The 20,615-nt window shown below is 57.3% G+C and carries 16 protein-coding genes; 4 read left to right on the top strand and 12 right to left on the bottom strand.

Going from position 1 to position 20,615, the window contains the following annotated elements:
- Positions 1 to 84: 84 nt before the first annotated feature.
- A complete protein-coding gene (gene aspS, locus ACR3ES_RS19795) occupies positions 85 to 1,860 on the bottom strand; it encodes an aspartate--tRNA ligase (protein ID WP_170429511.1) in 1,776 nt (591 codons plus the stop codon).
- A gap of 233 nt (positions 1,861 to 2,093) precedes the next feature.
- Between aspS and ACR3ES_RS19800 the strand changes: the two genes are divergently transcribed.
- A complete protein-coding gene (locus tag ACR3ES_RS19800) occupies positions 2,094 to 3,293 on the top strand; it encodes a class I SAM-dependent methyltransferase (RefSeq protein WP_480424288.1) in 1,200 nt (399 codons plus the stop codon).
- 2 nt (positions 3,294 to 3,295) lie between these two features.
- Here the strand turns inward: ACR3ES_RS19800 and ACR3ES_RS19805 are convergent, their stop codons facing one another.
- The 3 genes from ACR3ES_RS19805 to ACR3ES_RS19815 are packed head-to-tail and all read right to left on the bottom strand — an operon-like array spanning position 3,296 to position 5,693.
- Entirely contained in the window at positions 3,296 to 3,967 is a 672-nt protein-coding gene (locus ACR3ES_RS19805; protein ID WP_480424289.1) for a CPBP family intramembrane glutamic endopeptidase, read from the bottom strand.
- Positions 3,964 to 4,611: an aminotransferase class IV family protein gene (locus ACR3ES_RS19810; RefSeq protein ID WP_170429505.1), complete on the bottom strand. Its 648-nt coding sequence runs from the start codon at positions 4,609 to 4,611 to the stop codon at positions 3,964 to 3,966. The genes ACR3ES_RS19805 and ACR3ES_RS19810 overlap by 4 nt, the downstream gene beginning before the upstream one ends.
- Entirely contained in the window at positions 4,566 to 5,693 is a 1,128-nt protein-coding gene (locus tag ACR3ES_RS19815) for an aminodeoxychorismate synthase component I (protein ID WP_170429762.1), read from the bottom strand. Before ACR3ES_RS19815 ends, ACR3ES_RS19810 begins: the two co-directional genes overlap by 46 nt.
- A 177-nt stretch (positions 5,694 to 5,870) precedes the next feature.
- On the opposite strand from ACR3ES_RS19815, the gene carB reads away from it, so the two are divergent.
- Positions 5,871 to 9,215, top strand: coding sequence for a carbamoyl-phosphate synthase large subunit (gene carB, locus ACR3ES_RS19820; protein WP_170429502.1), 3,345 nt, complete (start codon positions 5,871 to 5,873; stop codon positions 9,213 to 9,215).
- A 60-nt stretch (positions 9,216 to 9,275) separates the two neighbouring features.
- On the opposite strand, the gene ACR3ES_RS19825 is transcribed toward carB, so the two are convergent.
- The 3 genes from ACR3ES_RS19825 to ACR3ES_RS19835 are packed head-to-tail and all read right to left on the bottom strand — an operon-like array spanning position 9,276 to position 13,840.
- Entirely contained in the window at positions 9,276 to 12,326 is a 3,051-nt protein-coding gene (locus ACR3ES_RS19825) for an efflux RND transporter permease subunit (RefSeq protein ID WP_170429499.1), read from the bottom strand.
- A 12-nt stretch (positions 12,327 to 12,338) separates the two neighbouring features.
- Positions 12,339 to 13,376 (bottom strand): efflux RND transporter periplasmic adaptor subunit, encoded by a 1,038-nt coding sequence (locus ACR3ES_RS19830; protein WP_170429496.1) that lies wholly within the window; start codon positions 13,374 to 13,376, stop codon positions 12,339 to 12,341.
- A complete protein-coding gene (locus ACR3ES_RS19835; protein ID WP_170429493.1) occupies positions 13,364 to 13,840 on the bottom strand; it encodes a MarR family transcriptional regulator in 477 nt (158 codons plus the stop codon). Before ACR3ES_RS19835 ends, ACR3ES_RS19830 begins: the two co-directional genes overlap by 13 nt.
- A 166-nt stretch (positions 13,841 to 14,006) precedes the next feature.
- Here ACR3ES_RS19835 and ACR3ES_RS19840 point away from each other — a divergent pair, with 166 nt between their 5' ends.
- On the top strand, positions 14,007 to 15,131 hold the full coding sequence (locus ACR3ES_RS19840; protein ID WP_170429490.1) for a beta-ketoacyl-ACP synthase III: 1,125 nt from the start codon (positions 14,007 to 14,009) through the stop codon (positions 15,129 to 15,131).
- A 38-nt stretch (positions 15,132 to 15,169) separates the two neighbouring features.
- On the opposite strand, the gene ACR3ES_RS19845 is transcribed toward ACR3ES_RS19840, so the two are convergent.
- Positions 15,170 to 16,909: a hypothetical protein gene (locus ACR3ES_RS19845; protein ID WP_480426395.1), complete on the bottom strand. Its 1,740-nt coding sequence runs from the start codon at positions 16,907 to 16,909 to the stop codon at positions 15,170 to 15,172.
- Positions 16,910 to 17,112: 203 nt separating this feature from the next.
- A complete protein-coding gene (locus ACR3ES_RS19850; protein ID WP_480424294.1) occupies positions 17,113 to 17,574 on the bottom strand; it encodes a hypothetical protein in 462 nt (153 codons plus the stop codon).
- Positions 17,575 to 17,932: 358 nt separating this feature from the next.
- Between ACR3ES_RS19850 and ACR3ES_RS19855 the strand changes: the two genes are divergently transcribed.
- Positions 17,933 to 18,511, top strand: a complete 579-nt coding sequence (locus ACR3ES_RS19855) for a thymidine kinase (RefSeq protein WP_170429481.1) — start codon at positions 17,933 to 17,935, stop codon at positions 18,509 to 18,511.
- Here the strand turns inward: ACR3ES_RS19855 and ACR3ES_RS19860 are convergent.
- From ACR3ES_RS19860 to proC, 3 genes are read right to left on the bottom strand one after another with little or no spacing between them, the layout of a single operon-like run.
- Positions 18,508 to 19,458, bottom strand: coding sequence for a 2-hydroxyacid dehydrogenase (locus ACR3ES_RS19860; protein ID WP_170429479.1), 951 nt, complete (start codon positions 19,456 to 19,458; stop codon positions 18,508 to 18,510). The genes ACR3ES_RS19855 and ACR3ES_RS19860 overlap by 4 nt on opposite strands.
- Positions 19,458 to 19,796 carry a tRNA-binding protein gene (locus tag ACR3ES_RS19865; RefSeq protein ID WP_170429476.1) on the bottom strand — a complete coding sequence of 113 codons (339 nt, stop codon included), beginning with the start codon at positions 19,794 to 19,796 and terminating at the stop codon, positions 19,458 to 19,460. The genes ACR3ES_RS19860 and ACR3ES_RS19865 overlap by 1 nt, the downstream gene beginning before the upstream one ends.
- Entirely contained in the window at positions 19,789 to 20,604 is an 816-nt protein-coding gene (gene proC / locus ACR3ES_RS19870) for a pyrroline-5-carboxylate reductase (RefSeq protein WP_170429473.1), read from the bottom strand. Before proC ends, ACR3ES_RS19865 begins: the two co-directional genes overlap by 8 nt.
- Positions 20,605 to 20,615: the final 11 nt, after the last annotated feature.

Consider the following 20,615-nt stretch of genomic DNA (forward strand, 5'->3'; position numbering starts at 1 on the left):
GGGGCAAAAAGTGGTTACACCACCCAAGACGGGATCACGCATGGCCTGTCTGGCAAATCTCCCACAGAAGGCAGGCGAACTCCCTCAGTCTTGCGGAATGACCCTCAGCCCCAGTTCCATCAACTGGTCCGGTGTCGGATTGGATGGGGCATCCATCATCAGGTCCTCGGCGCGCTGGTTCATCGGGAACATCATGACTTCGCGAATGTTGGCCTCATCCGCCAACAGCATCACGATCCGGTCGATCCCAGCGGCGCAGCCGCCGTGCGGTGGAGCGCCAAAATGGAACGCGTTGTACAGCGCGCCAAACCGGCTTTTGACTTCCTCTTCGCCATAACCCGCCAGTTCAAACGCTTTCAGCATAATCTCGGGCTTGTGGTTCCGGATCGCGCCTGAGACCAGCTCATACCCGTTGCACGCCAGATCGTACTGATAGCCACGGACGTCCAGAGGATCACCTTGCAGCGCGTCCATCCCACCCTGTGGCATCGAGAACGGATTATGCTCAAAGTCGATGGCGCCGGTTTCTTCATCCTGTTCGTAGATCGGGAAATCGACGATCCAGGCAAAGGCAAAGCGGTCCTTTTCGGTCAGGCCAAGTTCTTCGCCGATCACGTCGCGCGCTTTGCCGGCGACCTTTTCAAAGGCTTTGGGCTTGCCACCAAGGAAGAACGCCGCGTCGCCAACGCCCAAACCCAGTTGCTGGCGGATCGCTTCGGTGCGCTCGGGGCCGATGTTCTTGGCCAAAGGCCCGGCGGCCTCCATCCCTTCGCCCTGATCGCGCCAGAAGATATAGCCCATCCCGGGCAGACCCTCTTTCTGGGCAAAGGCGTTCATGCGGTCGCAGAATTTGCGGCTGCCCCCACTTGGCGCGGGGATGGCGCGAATTTCGGTGCCGTCTTGCTCCAGCAGCTTCGCGAAAATCGCGAAGCCAGACCCGCGAAAGTGATCGGACACAACTTGCATTTTAATAGGATTGCGCAGGTCTGGCTTATCGGTGCCGTACCATAGTGCTGAGTCCTTATAGGAGATCTGCGGCCAGTCCTGATCGACGGCACGGCCACCCCCAAACTCTTCGAACACGCCGGTTAGTACCGGCTGGATCGTGTCAAACACGTCCTGTTGCTCGACAAACGACATTTCGAGGTCGAGTTGGTAGAAATCAGTGGGCGACCGATCTGCGCGCGGGTCTTCGTCGCGGAAACACGGTGCGATCTGGAAGTATTTGTCAAAGCCCGAGACCATGATCAGCTGTTTGAAAAGCTGCGGGGCCTGCGGCAGGGCGTAGAACTTGCCCGGGTGCAAACGTGAGGGCACCAGAAAATCGCGGGCACCTTCAGGTGATGAGGCGGTGATGATCGGCGTCTGGTATTCGCGAAACCCCTGATCCCACATGCGTCGGCGCATCGAGGCCACTACATCAGATCGCAAGGTCATGTTTTGCTGCATCGCCTCGCGGCGGAGATCCAGATACCGATAGCGCAGGCGCGTTTCTTCGGGGTATTCCTGATCGCCGAAAACCATCAGCGGCAGTTCTTCTGCGGTGCCCAGAACCTCAAGGTCGCGCACATAAACCTCGATCTGACCAGTAGGCAGTTTCTGGTTGACCAGTTCCGGGTCGCGCGCCTTGACGGACCCGTCTATGCGAATGCACCATTCCGAGCGTACCTTGTCCAGCTCGGCAAAGGCCGCACTGTCGCCGTCGCACAAAATCTGGGTCACACCGAAATGATCGCGCAGGTCGATGAACAGGACGCCACCGTGATCTCGGACCCGGTGCACCCAGCCCGACAGGCGAACGGTGTCGCCAACATTGGCAGCGGTCAGAGCGGCGCAGGTGTGGCTGCGATAGGCGTGCATGGAACATATCCCTTCGGGCGCAAAATTCATCGCGCCGATACACCGCGATCACCTCGGGAAGTCAAGGGTTCGGCGACAAGTCGCACGTGATGTTATCGAAAAGGAAGACAAATTCGTTTTTTGAGGTATGTTTTCAGAATAGTGAACTTGAATAGTTGATCCCCATCTGCGGGAGCCAGGCCTTTTCGAAAGGAGATGTTCGGCTCATGTGGCAAGCTATTTTCGATCGCATAATGCAGCGGTTTATTGTGCAAGGGACGCTGCATGTGACGTACCCGGACGGGACACACCAGATTTATGGCGATGGAACGGCTCCATCGGCGCATATTTCCATTCGTGACGCCGCCCTGTTGCCGAAACTCGTGCGCAATCCGGAACTGGGATTTGGCGAAGGCTACATGGATGGCGCATTGGCGGTGGATGACGGGTCGCTCGAAAACGCCATGCGGGTCGCGATTCGAAATGCAGCCCAAGGGCGGCTGCCGGTCCTTCAGCGCGTGCAAGAGAGTTTTGCTTACCTTTTGCGCCCCATCACACAGCGTAATTCCGGCAATCTGTCCCGGCGAAACGTAGCACATCACTACGATCTTTCCGACGCCTTTTATAACCTGATGCTGGATCAGGACATGCAGTACAGCTGCGCTTACTTCGAAACACCACATGTGTCGCTGGAACAGGCCCAAAACGCCAAAAAGGCCCATATCGCGCGCAAACTGTACTTGGAACCCAACATGACTGTTGTCGACATCGGATGCGGGTGGGGCGGTTTGGCCCTGACGCTGGCGCGCGACCATGGGGTTCGGGTGACCGGCTTGACCCTGTCCGAGAACCAGCACAAAACAGCGACCAGACGCGTGTGCGATGCCGGTTTGCAGGATCGCATCGATATCCGCCTCATGGACTATCGGGATTTGCGCGGTGAATTCGACCGAGTGGTCTCGGTCGGAATGCTCGAACATGTGGGCGCACCGCAATTTCAGACATATTTCGATAAAGTCGCCGAATTGATGAAGCCGGATGGCGTTGCCCTGATCCATTCAATCGGGCGCAACGGACCGCCAACCAATCAGTCTCCGTGGCTGAATAAATACATATTCCCGGGTGGATACGTACCGTCGCTGTCCGAGTTGATCGAACCGATCTCAAAAACAGGGCTGTGGTATCTGGATATCGAAAGCCTGCGACTGCACTACGCGAAAACGCTGCGCCATTGGCGCGACAGATTCGAGAGAAATCTGGATCAGGTGCGCAAGATGTATGATGACAGGTTTATCCGAATGTGGCGGTTCTACCTGACCGCATGCATTCTGGTGTTCGAAGAGCGCGATCAAACCGTTTTTCAGTTACAACTGGGCCACCGGCGCGATGCCGTTCCACTTACGCGCGACTACGTGTATCTGCATCACCAAAGAACACAGGATGCTGCGGAGTAGCGCTAAAACGGACGCTGAACGTTTCCCGAATAGAAATACACACCCAATCCGGCTGCAAAAAGAATGTTTCCTGCAATCGCGTGCAGCAAGACAGCATAGAAGAACGACCCGCGTTGCCGATACGCCCAAGTGAACAAAAGCCCGCCCGCAAATGTCATCGCTGCGACAATCCAACTCCAATACATCAGATGCGCAAAGGAAAATATGGCGGCGTTCAGCACATAGGCTCTGCGCCCATCGGGCAGGATTGCGTGATAGCGCCGAAAAAACAGCGACCGAAACAAAAGCTCCTGCGGAAGCGCGGACGCCAAGGGATAGCCGATCCAGATGAACGCCAGCATCTCGGGTCGGTTCAACAACAGAAAAAACGCGGCCTCAGGTCGGGCGATCTGGATCACTGCAACACAGAATGCAGACATGACGATGGTAAAGATCGCCAGTTCACGCCAGGACCAGTTCCCCCAGTCGTATCGCAGTTCTGCCCAATGAAACCCGGGCGTCCAGTACAGCAACGCAATACCAAGCCCGGTGAAAGCAAACAGGGCAGGAAACATCCAGTCAGGTGGAAACAGCACCGCGATCACCAAAGGCACCGCAACATAAAACAGGCCAAACTCAAAACGCAAACGCACCAGTGACACGGGCGCGCCGATCATCGTGCTTTCTTTGCTCACTGGTTCACCAACTCTATCCGGATCAACCCGCGCAATGAATTTCCCATGAATACAGTTTGTGCGCTTTGCAGATCGGTCAAGGTCAAAATGGCTTCTGAAACGGTGTCTTTCTCCAACAGTTCTTCTCGCAAAACGCCCGGCAATAGCCCGCAGGATAAGGCCGGCGTCAGGATCCGCCCGTCTTCTGCTTCTAGAAAGAGGTTGGTGATCGTGCCTTCGCACAGTTCGTTCCGCTCGTTCAGAAACAGCAGCTCATCCACGCCTTTGGGCATCGACGCCCGTGCAGCGTCGTAGATCGCCCTGTGGGTTGTCTTGTGCCCCAACCAGATGTCCGAGGACAAGAGCCGGTCATCCGCAATGGCCACCTTCCAAACCGCTGGATTGGACGTCAAAGGGGCCGTGGTCATCTCGAACCCGCCCGACGCGTCCATGGTCAGCCGACACCGGAGCTGTACGTCTCCGATCAGGCCAGTCAGCGCGTTCAGGGCACCCTCTTGGGAAAACGGAAGCGACAAAGCAGCGGCGGTTCGTGCCATGCGCGCCAGATGACGGGCTTGCCGCACACATCCTTGTTCCGGCTGGTAGCCGAAGGTTTCGATCAGACGGAAATCAGGCTCAGTTGGCGCGCAAAGCGGGCTTTCCATAGCGCTTCCTCATACTCGGATGGGGCCGTGCTGTCCCAGACGACACCACCGCCCACGTTCAGGGTGGCCTTGTCTTGCGTGACCATCAAGGTGCGGATCGCCACGTTGAATTCAGATCGTCCATCCGGTGCGGCCCAGCCAATTGTTCCACAATAGATATCCCTTGGCCAAGGCTCCAGCTCTGACAGAATCTCCATGGCCCGGATCTTGGGGGCTCCGGTGATCGAACCGCAAGGGAATAAGGCCCTCAGGATATCGGACAGATCTGCCCCGACCTGCAGCTGCGCCTGCACCAGCGAAATCATCTGATGCACAGTGGCATAGGTCTCCACCTTAAACAGTTCAGGAACCTTGACGGTGCCGGGCAAGGCGACACGGCTGATGTCGTTGCGCAGCAAATCAACGATCATCAGGTTCTCGGCGCGGTTCTTTTCGTCCTCGGACAGAAAGTTCCGGCGGCGCGCGTCCTCGGACAAGTCCTCGCTGCGGGGTTGGGTGCCCTTCATGGGACGCGTTTCAATGCGCCCCGTTTCATCCGTACGATAGAACAGCTCGGGTGACCGGCTGAGAAGATCGGGCAATCCGTCCTGTTCGATCAACGCCCCATGCCCCACCGGCTGACTGGCCGCAAGTGCTGCATACAGCGTCCGGCTATCACCCTGAATGGTCAGGTCGATGGGGAAGGTCAGGTTGGCCTGATAGATGTCACCGGCACCAATCGCCTCGTGCACAACCTCGAACGCACGGGAATAGCGCACCTCGTCCCATCTGGGCTGAAAGGCCGTGATCCCACCGCGAGGCTTTGGCAGGTCACACGCCATTGGAGGATCGTACACGCCAAAACACATCAACGGCAGGCCTCGGCCATTCGGCAAGCGCGCGGACAGGCGCGGCTCCAACACATATCCAAGTTCGTAACTGGCATAGCCTGCCAGCCAGGCGCCCTCTGCGCGCGCGTCATCCAGCGCTGCCAAAGCAGCGGGAACACCCTCCGCATCGTCTGCGCGGATCACCCGGAGCGGTTGGTCAAAACAGGTGCCTGCCCCGGCGGGTCCCTGATCAAAACGAATACGCAAGTGCATCCTCATAAGCCGTGCTGCGCGATATAGACAATACGCGGTCAGGGGAAAGGGGGGAAAGCGGCAATTTCATCCCTGTTTCCGATCCCCCTTGCACCTTTTCGCGCGGTCCCTATAACGCAGGACAATTTGGGTGCTTGGGCGGTGCCCTGACTCGCGGGAAATCGAAGGAATTGGGCCATGCCGAAGAGAACCGACATCCAGTCGATCATGATCATCGGGGCGGGGCCCATTGTCATCGGTCAGGCGTGCGAGTTCGACTATTCCGGCGCTCAGGCCTGCAAGGCGCTGCGCGAGGAAGGTTACCGGGTCATACTGGTCAACTCGAACCCCGCGACGATCATGACCGATCCCGGTCTGGCGGATGCCACCTATATCGAGCCGATCACGCCCGAGGTCGTTGCCAAGATCATCGAGAAAGAACGCCCCGACGCCCTTTTGCCCACGATGGGTGGACAAACTGGCCTGAACACATCGCTGGCGCTGGAAGAGATGGGTGTGCTGGAAGAATTTGGTGTCGAAATGATCGGTGCCAAACGCGACGCCATCGAAATGGCTGAAGACCGTAAGCTGTTTCGCGAAGCGATGGACCGGCTTGGTCTCGAAAACCCCAAGGCAACCATCATTACCGCTCCGCGCAAAGCAGATGGCGGCGCCGATCTGGATGCGGGTGTTCAAATGGCGCTGAACGAACTGGAGGAGATCGGCCTGCCCGCCATCATTCGCCCGGCGTTTACCCTTGGCGGTACAGGGGGCGGTGTGGCCTATAACCGCGAGGATTACATCCACTTCTGCCGCTCGGGCATGGATGCTTCGCCCGTCAACCAGATTCTCGTCGATGAAAGCCTGCTGGGCTGGAAAGAATACGAGATGGAGGTGGTGCGCGACACCGCCGACAATGCCATCATTGTGTGTTCGATTGAGAACGTCGATCCGATGGGCGTGCATACCGGCGACTCGATCACCGTGGCCCCTGCCCTGACGCTGACCGACAAGGAATACCAGATCATGCGCAACGGCTCGATTGCCGTTCTGCGCGAGATTGGCGTCGAGACCGGTGGCTCGAACGTGCAATGGGCGATCAACCCGGATGATGGCCGCATGGTCGTCATCGAGATGAACCCCCGCGTGTCTCGCTCGTCCGCTCTTGCGTCAAAAGCGACAGGTTTCCCGATTGCCAAGATCGCCGCCAAGCTGGCGGTGGGCTATACGCTGGACGAGTTGGACAACGACATCACAAAGGTCACGCCCGCTTCGTTCGAGCCGACCATCGACTATGTCGTCACCAAGATCCCGAAATTCGCGTTTGAGAAGTTCCCGGGTTCTGAGCCTTACCTGACCACCGCAATGAAATCGGTAGGTGAGGCCATGTCCATCGGCCGCACCATCCACGAATCCATGCAAAAGGCCCTGGCGTCGATGGAATCGGGCCTGACCGGGTTTGATGAGATCGAAATCCCCGGTCTGAACGTGGGTGCTTGGGAAGAAGCAGACGATAAGGCCGCCGTGATTAAGGCGATCAGCCAGCAGACCCCCGACCGTCTGCGAACAATCGCGCAAGCGATGCGTCATGGCCTGAGCGATGATGAAATCTTTGGCGTCACCAAGTTCGATCCATGGTTCCTGGCCCGTATCCGCGAGATCATCGAAGCCGAGCGCACCGTCCGCAAGGATGGTCTGCCCGTCACCGAGGGAGGTATTCGCAAGCTCAAGATGCTGGGGTTCACCGACGCGCGTCTGGGTAACCTGACAGGCCGCGACGAAGCCAACATCCGCCGCGCCCGCCGGAATCTGGGCGTGAGCGCCGTGTTCAAGCGCATCGACACCTGTGCCGCTGAATTCGAAGCGCAGACGCCCTATATGTATTCGACCTACGAGGCCCCAATGATGGGCGAAGTCGAATGCGAAGCGCGCCCGTCTGATCGCAAAAAAGTTGTTATCCTTGGTGGTGGGCCGAACCGGATCGGTCAGGGGATCGAGTTCGACTATTGCTGCTGCCACGCCTGTTTCGCGCTGACCGAGGCTGGGTACGAGACCATAATGGTCAACTGTAATCCCGAGACGGTCTCGACCGACTACGACACCTCGGACCGTCTGTATTTTGAGCCGCTGACCTTTGAACACGTGATGGAAATCCTTACCAAGGAGCAGGAAAACGGCACGCTGCACGGCGTGATCGTTCAGTTCGGCGGGCAGACCCCGTTGAAACTGGCCAATGCGCTTGAGGCCGAAGGTATTCCGATCCTCGGCACAACACCGGACGCCATTGATTTGGCCGAAGACCGCGAACGCTTTCAGGCCCTGGTCAACGAACTTGGCCTGAAACAGCCCAAGAACGGTATCGCATCAACCGATGAGCAGGCGCTGGAAATCGCCGAGGATATTGGCTTCCCGCTGGTGATACGCCCCTCTTACGTTCTGGGCGGTCGTGCAATGGAAATCGTGCGCGATATGGATCAGTTGCGCCGCTACATCAACGAGGCCGTTGTGGTTTCAGGCGACAGCCCTGTTCTGTTGGACAGCTATCTGGCCGGTGCAGTGGAACTGGACGTCGACGCGCTGTGCGATGGCACCGACGTGCATGTGGCTGGTATCATGCAGCATATCGAAGAGGCCGGCGTCCACTCGGGCGACTCGGCTTGTTCGCTGCCGCCCTACTCTTTGTCCAAGGAGATTCTCGGGCAGATCAAGGATCAAGCTTTCAAACTGGCCAAGGCACTGAACGTTGTCGGTCTGATGAACGTCCAATTTGCCATCAAGGACGGTGAGATTTTCCTGATCGAGGTTAACCCGCGTGCATCGCGTACTGTCCCTTTTGTCGCCAAAGCCACCGACAGTGCAATTGCGTCGATTGCGGCGCGTGTCATGGCGGGTGAAAAACTGTCCAACTTCCCAATGCGCCCACCGTATCAGGACGGTCAGGACACCAAAATTGCGGACCAGATGACATTGGCCGACCCCGACATGCCCTGGTTTTCGGTGAAAGAAGCGGTGCTGCCCTTTGCCCGCTTTCCCGGCGTCGACACGATCCTGGGCCCGGAAATGCGCTCGACCGGTGAGGTCATGGGTTGGGATCGCGATTTCCCGCGCGCTTTCCTCAAGGCACAGATGGGGGCGGGCATGGTCCTGCCATCATCCGGGCGCGCCTTCATTTCGATCAAAGATGCTGACAAGACCCCTGCCATGTTGGAAGCCACGCAGGTTCTAGCCGAGCGCGGTTTCTCATTGGTGGCGACGCGCGGGACGCAGGCCTGGTTGGCAGAACGGGGCGTAGCCTGCGATCTGGTCAACAAGGTTTATGAGGGTCGCCCGGACGTGGCCGACATGCTGAAGGACGGGCAGGTCCAATTGGTGATGAACACTACCGAGGGAACGCAAGCGGTCGAGGACAGCAAGGTCATCCGCTCAATTGCGCTGTATGACAGGATCCCCTATTTCACTACGGCAGCGGCAAGCCATGCAGCGGCGCTTGCGATCAAGGCGCAGGCCGAAGGGGATGTTGAGGTAAAGTCGTTACAAGGGTAATCGCACCCTTATTAAAAGGCCCCGGAATTGCCCCGGGGTTTCCTCACTTATCAACGGGTTTCACACAGCGAGCTGCACCGTCATTTCCATTTTTTCATCCCGTTTGAAAAACAAAAGATAGAACACCGGCGCCGCGACCATCGTCAACACGGTGGCAAATGCCAGCCCGCCCATGATCGTCACGGCCATCGAGACAAAGAACGCATCCGTCAGCAAAGGCGCCATCCCCAATATCGTCGTAATTGCGGCCAGCATGACCGGACGCAGACGCGAGACCGAGGCTTCAATGATCGACTCTCGTAGTGGTTTGCCCGTTGCACGAACCAGATCAATCTCTTCGACCAGGACGATGCCGTTTTTGATGAGCATCCCTGACAGGCTGAGCAGTCCCAATAGTGCCGTAAACGTGAACGGCAGTCCCGTTCCGAGCAAGCCGATCACCACACCGTTGACCGACATCGGCACAAGCAGCCATATGATGATCGGTTGTCGTATCGCATTGAACAGCAATACGGAAATCAGAACCATGATTAGGAGGCTCAGTGGCAACTGCCTGCCCAGACTTTCCTGCGCCTCGCTTGAATCTTCAAACTCGCCGCCCCACTCAAGCTTGTAGCCTTGAGGAAGCTCGATCGCTTCTATCGCATCGCGGACTTCGCTGTGCACCTGTGCAGCGGTCAGGTCTGGTGGGATGTCGGCACCAACGGTGATCGTCAGCACCCGATCGCGGCGGTGAACCAGCGTATTGAGGGATTTGTACTCAAATCCATCCACCATCTGTTCAATGGGTACAAACTTCTCGGACTGGTCCGAGTACACCACCTGATCGACAATCGAGTAGTCGCCGTCCGCCGGGCGACGCAGGATGATCGGTATCAGTCGATCCCGTTCGCGTAGCACGCCCCCGGTTATCCCGTCCGTCGAAAACTGCAGCGTTGCGGCGATATCCTCACGTGTCACGCCGGCCGTCTGCGCGCGTTCGGTGGCATAGATCGGCTGAACCGCCAGTTCCTGTTCGCGCCAGTCATGATGAACGCGCAGCGCGTTTGGCGACGCTGCCGCCATGCGCTGGACCGCCTCATCCGCCAGTTGACGCAAGATAACCGGGTCGCTACCCGAGAACCGGGCCTGGATCGGATCGCCTCCGCCAGGGCCAAAAACCAGACGTTTGGTTCCAAACTCTCCCTCGGGGAACTGGGCGGTTCCAAATGCCTCCAGATCCGCCTGCAGCACCGGGATATCGTCCAGGGTTTCGGTGCGGATGATCATGTGACCATAGCTGGGGTTCGGCTTTTCCGCAGAATAGGTCAGCATGAAACGTGTCGCCCCCTGCCCCACAAAAGTGGTTACGGAGACGACATCGTCCCGTGCGGCCAGCCAATCCTCAAACACCGCCATATCCGCGGCTGTGCGTGCGATGGGCGTACCCTGCGGCAGTTTGTAATGAACAAAGAACAAAGGCGTGTTCGAATTCGGAAAGAACTGCTGCTTCATCAGACCAAAGCCCGCATAGCAGACGACCGTGACTGCGACGAGGCCCGCGACGACCAGCCAGCGGAACCACAGCGCCCAGCGCAGGATGGCACCGTAGACACGGAACAGGATGCCGCTATAGGCGTCCACCTCGCCTTCTTTACCCTGCTTGAAGAAGTAGTGCCCCAGCATTGGCGTCACCGTGATCGCAAGCACCCAGCTGAGCAGCAGCGAAATGCCGATCACGGCAAACAGCGAGAACAGGAATTCACCGGTCGCATCTGGGCTGAGGCCGATACCGGCAAAGGCCATGATACCGATGACCGTCGCCCCCAGCAGCGGGATTTGCGTTTTCGACGCGACCTCTTCGGCGGCGTCTCGCGAGGATTTGCCGCGCAGCATTGCGATCTGCATGCCTTCGGCCACCACAATGGCGTTATCCACGAGCATCCCCATGGCAATGATGAGCGCGCCCAGCGAAATCCGCTCCATCTCGATTGAAAACAACGACATGAAGAGCAGCGTGCCCACCACTGTCAGCAACAGGGTCGAGCCAACAACGACCGCCGCGCGCCATCCCATGAAAATCCCCAGGACCGCGACCACGATGGTGACGGACATGGCCAGGTTCACGAGAAAGTCGTTCGATGCCTGCTCGACCACTACGTGTTGCTGGTAGATGGGCAGTATCTCAACACCAAAAGGAATGTCCGCGTCCAGCTCGGCGAGTTTCGCGTCGGCACGCTTGCCGACCTCAACGATGTTTTCGGTGGCCAGCCCAGCAATACCCAATGTAAAGGCCTCGACCCCGTCGAAACGGATCATGATCTCTGGATCCGTCTGACGTCCGCGATAAACGTCGGACATGTCAAACAGGTTGATCACCTGACCCTGGGACCCGACGGACAGGCCAGCGATGGCCGAGACGCTGTCGGACCCTTCAGCCGTAAGGATCGTTGTGCGGTCATCACTCGACCGCACAGACCCCGAGGCATTGACCGAGTCGGCATTGGCAATCGCGTCGTTGATGGCCTGGAACGGGACATTCTGGTTCACGGAAATGGCAAGGTCGGGTTCGATAAAAATCGCCTCGTCCGGCAGGCCCTGCACTTCGACATCTGCAACCCCGTCCACCGTTAGCAATTCGCGGCGCAGGAACGTCGCAAGCTCATGCTTTTCAGCGTCCGAAAACCCTTCGGCAGTAACTGCGTAGAACAGACCAAACACGTCGCCGAACCCATCGTTTACAAACGGTGCCCCGACCCCGGACGGCAGGCCCCGCGCTGCGTCGCGCACCTTTGCGCGCAGACGTGTCCAGATATCTGGAAGCTCCGTGCCGTCATAGGTGGATTTGATCTCGACCTCGATCAGAGAAAAACCGGGCTGATTGACCGACGTAATCGTGTCCACTTCGCCCATCTGCTGAATGGCGGATTCCAAAGGCTCCGAGACCTCCAGAGCGACCTGCTCAGCCGTGGCGCCCGGATACTCCGTGGCGATCACGGCGTTCTTTATGGTAAAGGCCGGATCTTCCAGCCGACCCAGCGACAGAAATCCCCAGATGCCCCCAAACAAGGCAATGAGAATGATCAGCCACGTATAGAGCGGTCGATCAATAGAAGCGCGCGCAATCTTCATCGGTCCGCCCTATTAGTTCGAAAAGCCGGCAAAGCGGCGCACGGCCTGACCATCGGTCAACACTGCGCCGCCAGCCACAACGATCTCATCGCCATCAGACAAGCCAGTCAGAACGCGGACGTCGCCTGTCTGCGTCGGCTCTATTATGACCGGAACACGGCTCACAGTGCCTTCATTGGCACCAACAGGTGTGAACACCATGGCGCTCAGATCGCCATTTGCGTCCGCAACAATGGCCGTGGGCGGAACGATGATACCCGAGCGCCCATCCTGAATCTGAGCATTGACGGTCACCGACGAGCCGGGAAGAATTTGCACCCCTTCGGGTGGGGTTAGGCCGAACTGGATGCGAAACGTTTGACCCACGCTTGACGATTCTGCATCAAATTCACGGATCTCAAGCGGGTAGATTTCGTCGCTGACCGGGAATTTGGCTGTGATCGTAAGGTCGTCATTCTGGCCGGAACGCTGGAACAGAATCTCCGGCACATCCACTTCGATCCGCAGTTCGGACATGTCGTGAATACGAACGATTGGTGTGCCTGCTGAAACGGTTGAGAACGCTTCGACCGCGCGGCTGGACACCAGCGCGTCAAAAGGCGCGGTCAGCGTGGAGTTTTCCAGCTCATATTCCGCGTCTCGCAGGGCAATCGCGGCCAGTTGCGCTTCGGTCTCTGCATCGTCGACCGCGACCTGGCTGGCTGTGGTGCCGCGCAGGCGGGACAGGCGCGCCTCGGTCCGGTCGGCTTGATCTTTTTGAAGGCGCGCACGATCCAGGCGCAGCTCGAACGGTTCCTGATCGAGGCGCGCGATCAGACCATCTTTGGGAATGACAAACCCCTCGGTCACCGGCATCTCAACGATTTGCCCGGCGACCTGAAACGCAAGATCAACGGTTTGGCGTGCAGCCACACGGCCGAAAAACTGACGGGAAAAGCCTGGCGTTGTTTCGCTCACCACCATCAGTTTCACCGGTTTTGGAATGTCTTGTGCAGCAATCGGTGTTGCCAGCACGGCCAATGCAAGGCCCAGAGAAGTTAAGAGTCGCATGTCTTCAGTCCCTCGGGAATTCCGGTTTTCAGAATATTGTCTCGGATTTTGCACGCCATTCGCGCGAATTCGGCGGTTTCTTCGTCATTCAGACCCGATGCGCGGTGAAACAGATCCCCGGCCTCGGCGACCAGCATATTGCGGGTGTCCTCACCCTGTTTGGTCAGAACCAACAGCCAGGCGCGTCGGTCCGCCGGGTCGCGTTCGCGGGTTAAGTAGCCTGCCTGTTCCAGAGCGTCTGACGTGGCAGTGATTGTCGATGGCACCGAGAGCATATCTGCCGCCAGAACGCCCATGCGTTTGGGTTGATCCAGTTTGATGAGCATGTGACATTCGAGATGGCTCAGGTCCGTTTCGATACTGTCAAAGGTTTCCTCCAGTTTCCAGTAAAGGGCATACACCCCCATGATCGCCTGAATTTCAGGGCTAAGGCGACCAAGCCTGGAAGCGATGTCGTCCGGCATGAAGATTCTCCTTGCGAGTCAGCGCCGCATATACTTCATTTTCTGAACCATTCAAGATGTGAAGTTGAATTTGATCAATTCGGAGGCGTTCCCTTGGGTCAACATCACTTGATCAAAAGTCGATGTGACTGCATTTTGGGCAAATCCGAAACTTTCAGGACCCGACATGTATACCCCCGCGATCACCGGCACCGGTGTCTTCACACCCGAGAACGTCATCACGAATGCCGAACTGGTCGTTGCGTTCAACGCGTATGCCGACAAGAAGAACGCCGAAAATGCGGACGCGATCGCAGCAGGTCAGATGGACCCGATGCAGCATTCGTCCGAGGAGTTCATTCTCAAAGCCTCGGGCATTCAAAACCGGTACGTGATGGACAAATCCGGCGTGTTGGATCCGGACGTGATGCATCCTTCGCTGCGCCAGCGAAGCGATGATGAACCCGGGATTATGACAGAAATGGCGGTGGATGCCTGCAAAAAGGCGCTGGCTCAGGCGGGGCGCAATCCGACCGATGTCGATCTGGTGATCTGCGCGGCGTCAAACCACGAGCGCGCCTATCCCGCCATTGCCATTGAAATTCAGCAGGCGCTGGGGATCGAAGGATTTGGGTTCGATATGAACGTTGCGTGTTCTTCTGCAACCTTTGGCATTCAGGCGGCAGCAGACATGGTGCGCTCGGGCTCGGTCCGATCAGCCCTGGTGGTCAACCCCGAGATCTGTTCGGGTCATCTGGAATGGCGAGACCGGGATTGCCATTTCATCTTTGGCGATGTGGCGACGGCCACACTTATCGAACGGATTGAAGAGGCCCAAGGCCCGCATTTCGAAATTCTCTCGACCCGCTGCGCCACAGCATTCTCGAACAACATCCGCAACAATAATGGCTTCCTACGCCGCTCGCGCCCCGATGGGATGATCGACCGGCGCGACATGCAATTCATGCAGAACGGACGGAAAGTTTTCAAAGAAGTCCTGCCCATGGTCAGCAAACATATCAGCGACCATATGGATGCTGAAGGTGTGGAAAGTGAGGGTTTGAAACGTCTGTGGCTGCACCAGGCCAACAAGACAATGAACGACTTCATCGGAAAAAAAGTCTTGGGCCGCGAGCCGGAGCCGGGCGAGCAGCCCAACATTTTACAGGACTACGCCAATACGTCGTCAGCCGGATCAATCATTGCGTTCTCCAAATACTCTGACGATCTGCAGGATGGCGATATCGGATTGATCTGCTCGTTTGGTGCGGGCTATTCCGTTGGGTCCGTGATCGTAAAACGGCATGGCTGAACCTTCGCCGGGGCCTTTATTGTCGGCGTTTGGTCGAGCTAACCGTTCCTGACGCGAAAGATGTGGAACGCGGCATCCGAACCACCGTCAATTTCTTCTAGAAAAGCCGGCAGTTCCCCGGACAACAACCCAGCTGTTAAACCTGCACCCTCAGACACAGACGACCAGTAGTTGGTCCTTGGGTGAAACTTGCAGATTAGTAGATAGTCGACGCCCAACTCTGCCAGACGGGCCTCGATAGCGGATACCTCTGATCTGAACAAATCGATCTGCGCGAGAAGCCCGGCTTCGTTGCGGTGATAATTTCCGGCAAGTACCGAGTGAGGCGTATACCGCAGAATGTACGACGCGTAATCAAACCCAACGATGACCAAACCCGGGGGCAAGTCGCGTATTTTTTTGAAAGAGTGTTCGGCGTTACATGAAACCACACCGAGAATTTCGCCAGGCTCGTCTCTCGCACTCTGATCCTCACGTGCTGCCAACGCAGAATACCAGTTTTCTATTCGCCCACCGGTTTTCGGCGACATAAATGCAACGAAAACGATCATTAACACACCAAACAACTTTTGTCCCTCAATCTTGTACATTTGATACAAAACCCGAAGGACTTGTGCTTGTACTGCCACCAGAGACATTGTCAGAAACGTCATCATCCGAGACTGGTACAAGAACAGCAGGAAACTGACCGTCATCAAGCACAGTAACAAAAGATACTCAATCTTGAATTCTGATGCGCGGATAAACACCACCGCCGCAAAGATGCTGAACACGGCGATCCCGAGCAGCGCTAGCGTTTCACCAGCATGGCGTTGAATGACCAGAGTGACGTTTTGCGCCTCTGTAATCTGACTCAGCCAATACTCCTGGACATCAGTAGACATCTCATCAATCGGGTTTGCGAGACAATGTGGCGCGTAAACGTACGCAACGAATACAACAACCGTGCCAACCGCCAGAAAACAAAGGATTCGTGCCCAGACAACCGAATTGGACAGAAGATAGGCCGAACCAAGCAGTCCGACTGCAGACAGACTGGCGGGTAACACCACACTCAGTGTAAACGCATCGCACCCCGGAAACAAAAAACTCTCGCGACTTGCTGTCGATAATGCTGTCAGCAACAGCGTCAGGAGTATTGCGGCACTAAAGGTCATTGTCCTACGACGACTTGGCTCCCCGACGATGATCCAGTCTGCTGCGACAAAGAGGCCGATCAAAGCAATCTGAGCAAGCGCCTCTGCGCCGATGGATACCGATAGCGCGAGACAGGCACCCAATGCCCAACCCGCATACGACTTTTGCTTTCGTAGGATAAAGAGCATCACCGCCGTCAAAAACAACAATACCTGCAATCCGTGGTGATCAAATGAGAAGTGATCGAACTTACCGGAGTTCAATATTGCCAGCGCTCCCATAGCGAGAGCGGAAACCGCTCCCGCACGTCCTCCCAGCGCACCACCGGTTACCGCAAAAACCCATAAGGTCAGACCTGCCAACAAAGATGGCCAGAGGAACGCGGTCAGGTTCAGGGCCAATTCAGGTGGCAAAATCAAAGCACTCAGCCAGTAGATGGCAGCAATTGGCGCATCGACCAGACGCGACCAATGCATCAACGTACCGTTCCCTGGCCCAAGACGGTGCTGGTAAGGGTCAAACCAACCTTGTCCTGATTGCAGGTCAACAACCGAAACCCATCGCATTGTGTCATCCGGGCCTTCGACATGGCCACCGAGCATCATCAAGGTAAGGAGCACAACAAATGCGACCCAATACATCCGCCACGAAAACCGGTCAGACCGGATGGTGTACGGCTTCTGCAAGTTATGCATGGGTGTCTGTCCCGGGACTTGATCTTAGAGTTCGGCCAGTAGGCTGGTTATGACTCAGATACACTTGGCTTGGCACCAATTGTTTTGACTCGGGTCAAAGAAGTTTTGCGGTGTTGCGGAGATACGTTTGGCGCGGCCGAGCGTTTAGCCTAGCTCACACTTTCTTCTTCCAGATGCAGTTTCATCTCGATCAGTACTTGCTGCAGCAAGCTGGTTTCTTTCAGAAGGCGTTTGGCTTCGTTGACCGTGATGATGCCGTCCTCGATCGCCGCCTGATACTCGGTCATCAGCATGGCGAAGCGCTGGCTGAGCGCGATGACGTCCGAGTTCACGCCTCCGGTGCGTGGTGTGTCGGTGTTGCGCCCATCATAGGACAAGGTGATGTTCTTGAGATCGGCCAGTGCCGACGTGACATGCGGATAGGACGCTGCATTCTCAAGCCGGGCTACCGCATGGACAGGCATAAACCTGTCCGCATGTTCGGCATTGTCGGAATAATACCGGCCCAGCGTTGCCTTGGACTTGCCCGTTATTTCACAGGCAGCTTCGATTCCGACATCCTTGACCAATGCCTCGGTGTGCTTCTTCAGATAGGCCCCAATATCTGCCATGTGTTTACCTTTGTTACCGCGCGCGCCCGTCCCGTATCTAGATTTGGGGGAAAGGGTGGGGAAATTTCCCATATTCGAGTCATAATTGAAATGCCATATATTGGCTATCCCTCAGATATGCGGGGGATTTTGTGAGTGAGTGGCGGCAGTTCCTGCCGGTAATGAGTGAAGATGAGGCACTTTTTTAGCCTCATGGTGGTTTGGCCGTTAATGATGGCCGACGGCGTCGCTGTTGTGGACGCGGGGGTTCCATCCCCAAAGAGCGCAAGCTCGGCCTTTGTGAGTGCAATGGCGACGTCGGTTTATCCCAAGGCAGTGATGGCTTGTTCGTTTGGTCCAAGCCCTTTAGACCCGCGGCATGGCCAAGCTGTACTTCAACTATTCCACTATGAACGCGGGCAAATCGACCGTGTTGCTTCAGGCATCGCACAACTACCGTGAACGCGGCATGGATACCTATCTGATGACCGCGGCAGTGGACGGGCGTGCGGGTGCGGGGCGGATTGCCTCGCGCATTGGAATATCCGAGCAGGCGGACACATTTCGCCCACAAGACGATGTTTTTGCTATGATTCAGCGCCGGTTGTCCGCCAATCCCGTTGCCTGTGTCTTTGTCGATGAAGCTCAGTTTTTATCCGAAGATCAAGTCTGGCAACTGGCCCGCGTCGTCGACGATCTCAATGTTCCAGTTCTAGCCTACGGCTTGCGGGTGGATTTTCAAGGCAAGCTGTTTCCCGGCTCGGCCGCCCTGTTGGCACTGGCAGATGAGATGCGCGAAGTGCGCACGATCTGCGAGTGCGGGCGCAAGGCCACGATGGTGATTCGCCGCGATGAAAACGGACAAGCCATCACCGAAGGCGCGCAGGTGCAGATTGGTGGCAACGAGACTTATGTCTCGCTCTGCCGCAAGCACTGGCGCGAGGCTGTTGGGGATTAAACCGGGTTTGGCACGGCTTGGTCGGCCACAAAAGCCGCAACGTTGTCCAGCGCCATATGGCCCATACTTGTGCGGACTTCTTCGGTTGCCGTTCCCAGATGCGGCAGCAAGGTGACGTTGTCCATGTCGCGCAGGGCTTGAGGGACATCCGGTTCGAATTCATAGACGTCCAGTCCGGCACCCGCGATCTGACTGCTCTGCAACCCAGCGATCAGCGCGGATTCCTCGATGACCTCGCCACGCGCAATGTTGACCAGTATCGCCGACGATTTCATCGCTGATAGAACCTGCGCGTTAATCATATGCCTGGTTTCGGTTCCGCCGGGAATGGCCAGAACCAAAAAGTCCACAGCGCCCGCCAACTCCAGCAGGTCAGGGACGTACATGGCCGGAAAATCAAGCTGTTTAGCACTGCGTGCCGAATACGCCACCTGCATCCCAAAACCGAAATGGCAGCGTCGCGCGATGGCCTGACCGATACGGCCCATGCCGACAATGCCAACCTGCTTCCCAGTGACGTGATGTCCCAGCATCTGGGTGGGGTGCCAGCCTTCCCATTGGCCCGAGCGGACCAGCCGCTCGCCCTCGCCCGCGCGGCGCGCGGTGGACAGCAGTAAGGTCATAGCAATGTCGGCCGTGGCATCTGTGACCGCTCCGGGGGTATTGGAGACCTGAACACCCGCCACCCGCGCCGTCTCCACGTCGATATGGTTGTAGCCAACTCCAAAATTGGCGAGCAATTTGCAACGTGGCTCGGGCACCTCGACAAAAACCGCTGCGCTGAACTGGTCTCCCAGTGTAGGAACAACTACGTCAAATTCGGAGAGCGCGCGTATAAGTTCGGAATGGGTCAGAGGCAAAGTCGAGGTTCGGAACTCAGCATCGAATTCGGAGCGGGCGCGATCCTCGACCGCAGGTGTCATCGGGCGGGTGACCCAGAGCTTCATCAGTGCATCCTCCCGCCCAAAGGCACATCGGTGTCGGGTCCAATCAGCACAACCTCACCCGCATGATCCGGCATTCCCAACACCAGCACTTCGGACATGAATTTGCCGATCTGACGGGGCGGGAAGTTCACCACGGCCAACACCTGTTTGCCGACCAGAGCCCCCGCATCGTAATGCGCGGTGATCTGGGCCGAGGTCTTTCGTTCGCCGATCTCCTCCCCAAAGTCGATCCACATCTTGATCGCGGGTTTGCGGGCCTCAGGGAATGGCTCGGCGCGGATCACCTCGCCCACGCGAATATCGACTTTGAGAAAGTCGTCAAAACTGATCTCATTCACGCGAAAGTTCCTTTGATCGATCGGTTGCCGCCTTGACGGCGCGGTGCAGAAGATCCGGAAAGCCCTGTTCCTCGTGCATCAAAACCTCCAATGCGGCCTGAGTGGTGCCTTTGGGCGAAGTCACGTTGACGCGCAGTTGCGACGGATCTTCGTCAGAGGCCATGGCCAACGCCCCGGCCCCGGCAACTGTGGACTTGGCCAGTCGCATCGCCAGATCGTGCGACAGGCCCTGTTTTTCACCCGCCGCCGCCAGCGTTTCAATCAGATGAAAGACGTAGGCCGGACCGGAGCCGCTTAGCCCGGTCACAGCATCCATCTGTGCTTCATCGTCCAGTCGGACGGTTTCACCAATGGCCGTAAGCAAGTTTTCCGCCAATTCGAGATCGTCATCCGAAGCACGCGCGTTGCCAATCAAGGCCGTGATTCCCTGTCGGATAGCGGCCGGTGTGTTGGGCATGGCGCGAATGATCGGAGTGCTGCCGCCCAATACCTGTTCAAAGGTCGCAATCGAAGTGCCCGCTGCCACGGATATAAACAAGCTGTCACCGCCGCCCAGCGCCTGAATCGCTGGCAGAGCCGCGCCCATCATCTGCGGTTTGACCGCCACCAGCACCACGGCGGGCGCTTCGGGAAGTGGTGTATTGATGTTGACGCCTTGGTTCTTCAGCCAGCCAGAGGGTTTGGGATCAATAACCCAAACGGATGCAGCTGGCAGCCCATGATCCAGCCAACCCGCCAGCATCGCAGATCCCATCTTGCCGCATCCCAGAAGCACCAGCCCCTGCTCCGCGACGCGCGACATGTCCATGATTGCCCCTC

Source organism: Ruegeria sp. B1 (assembly GCF_056535885.1).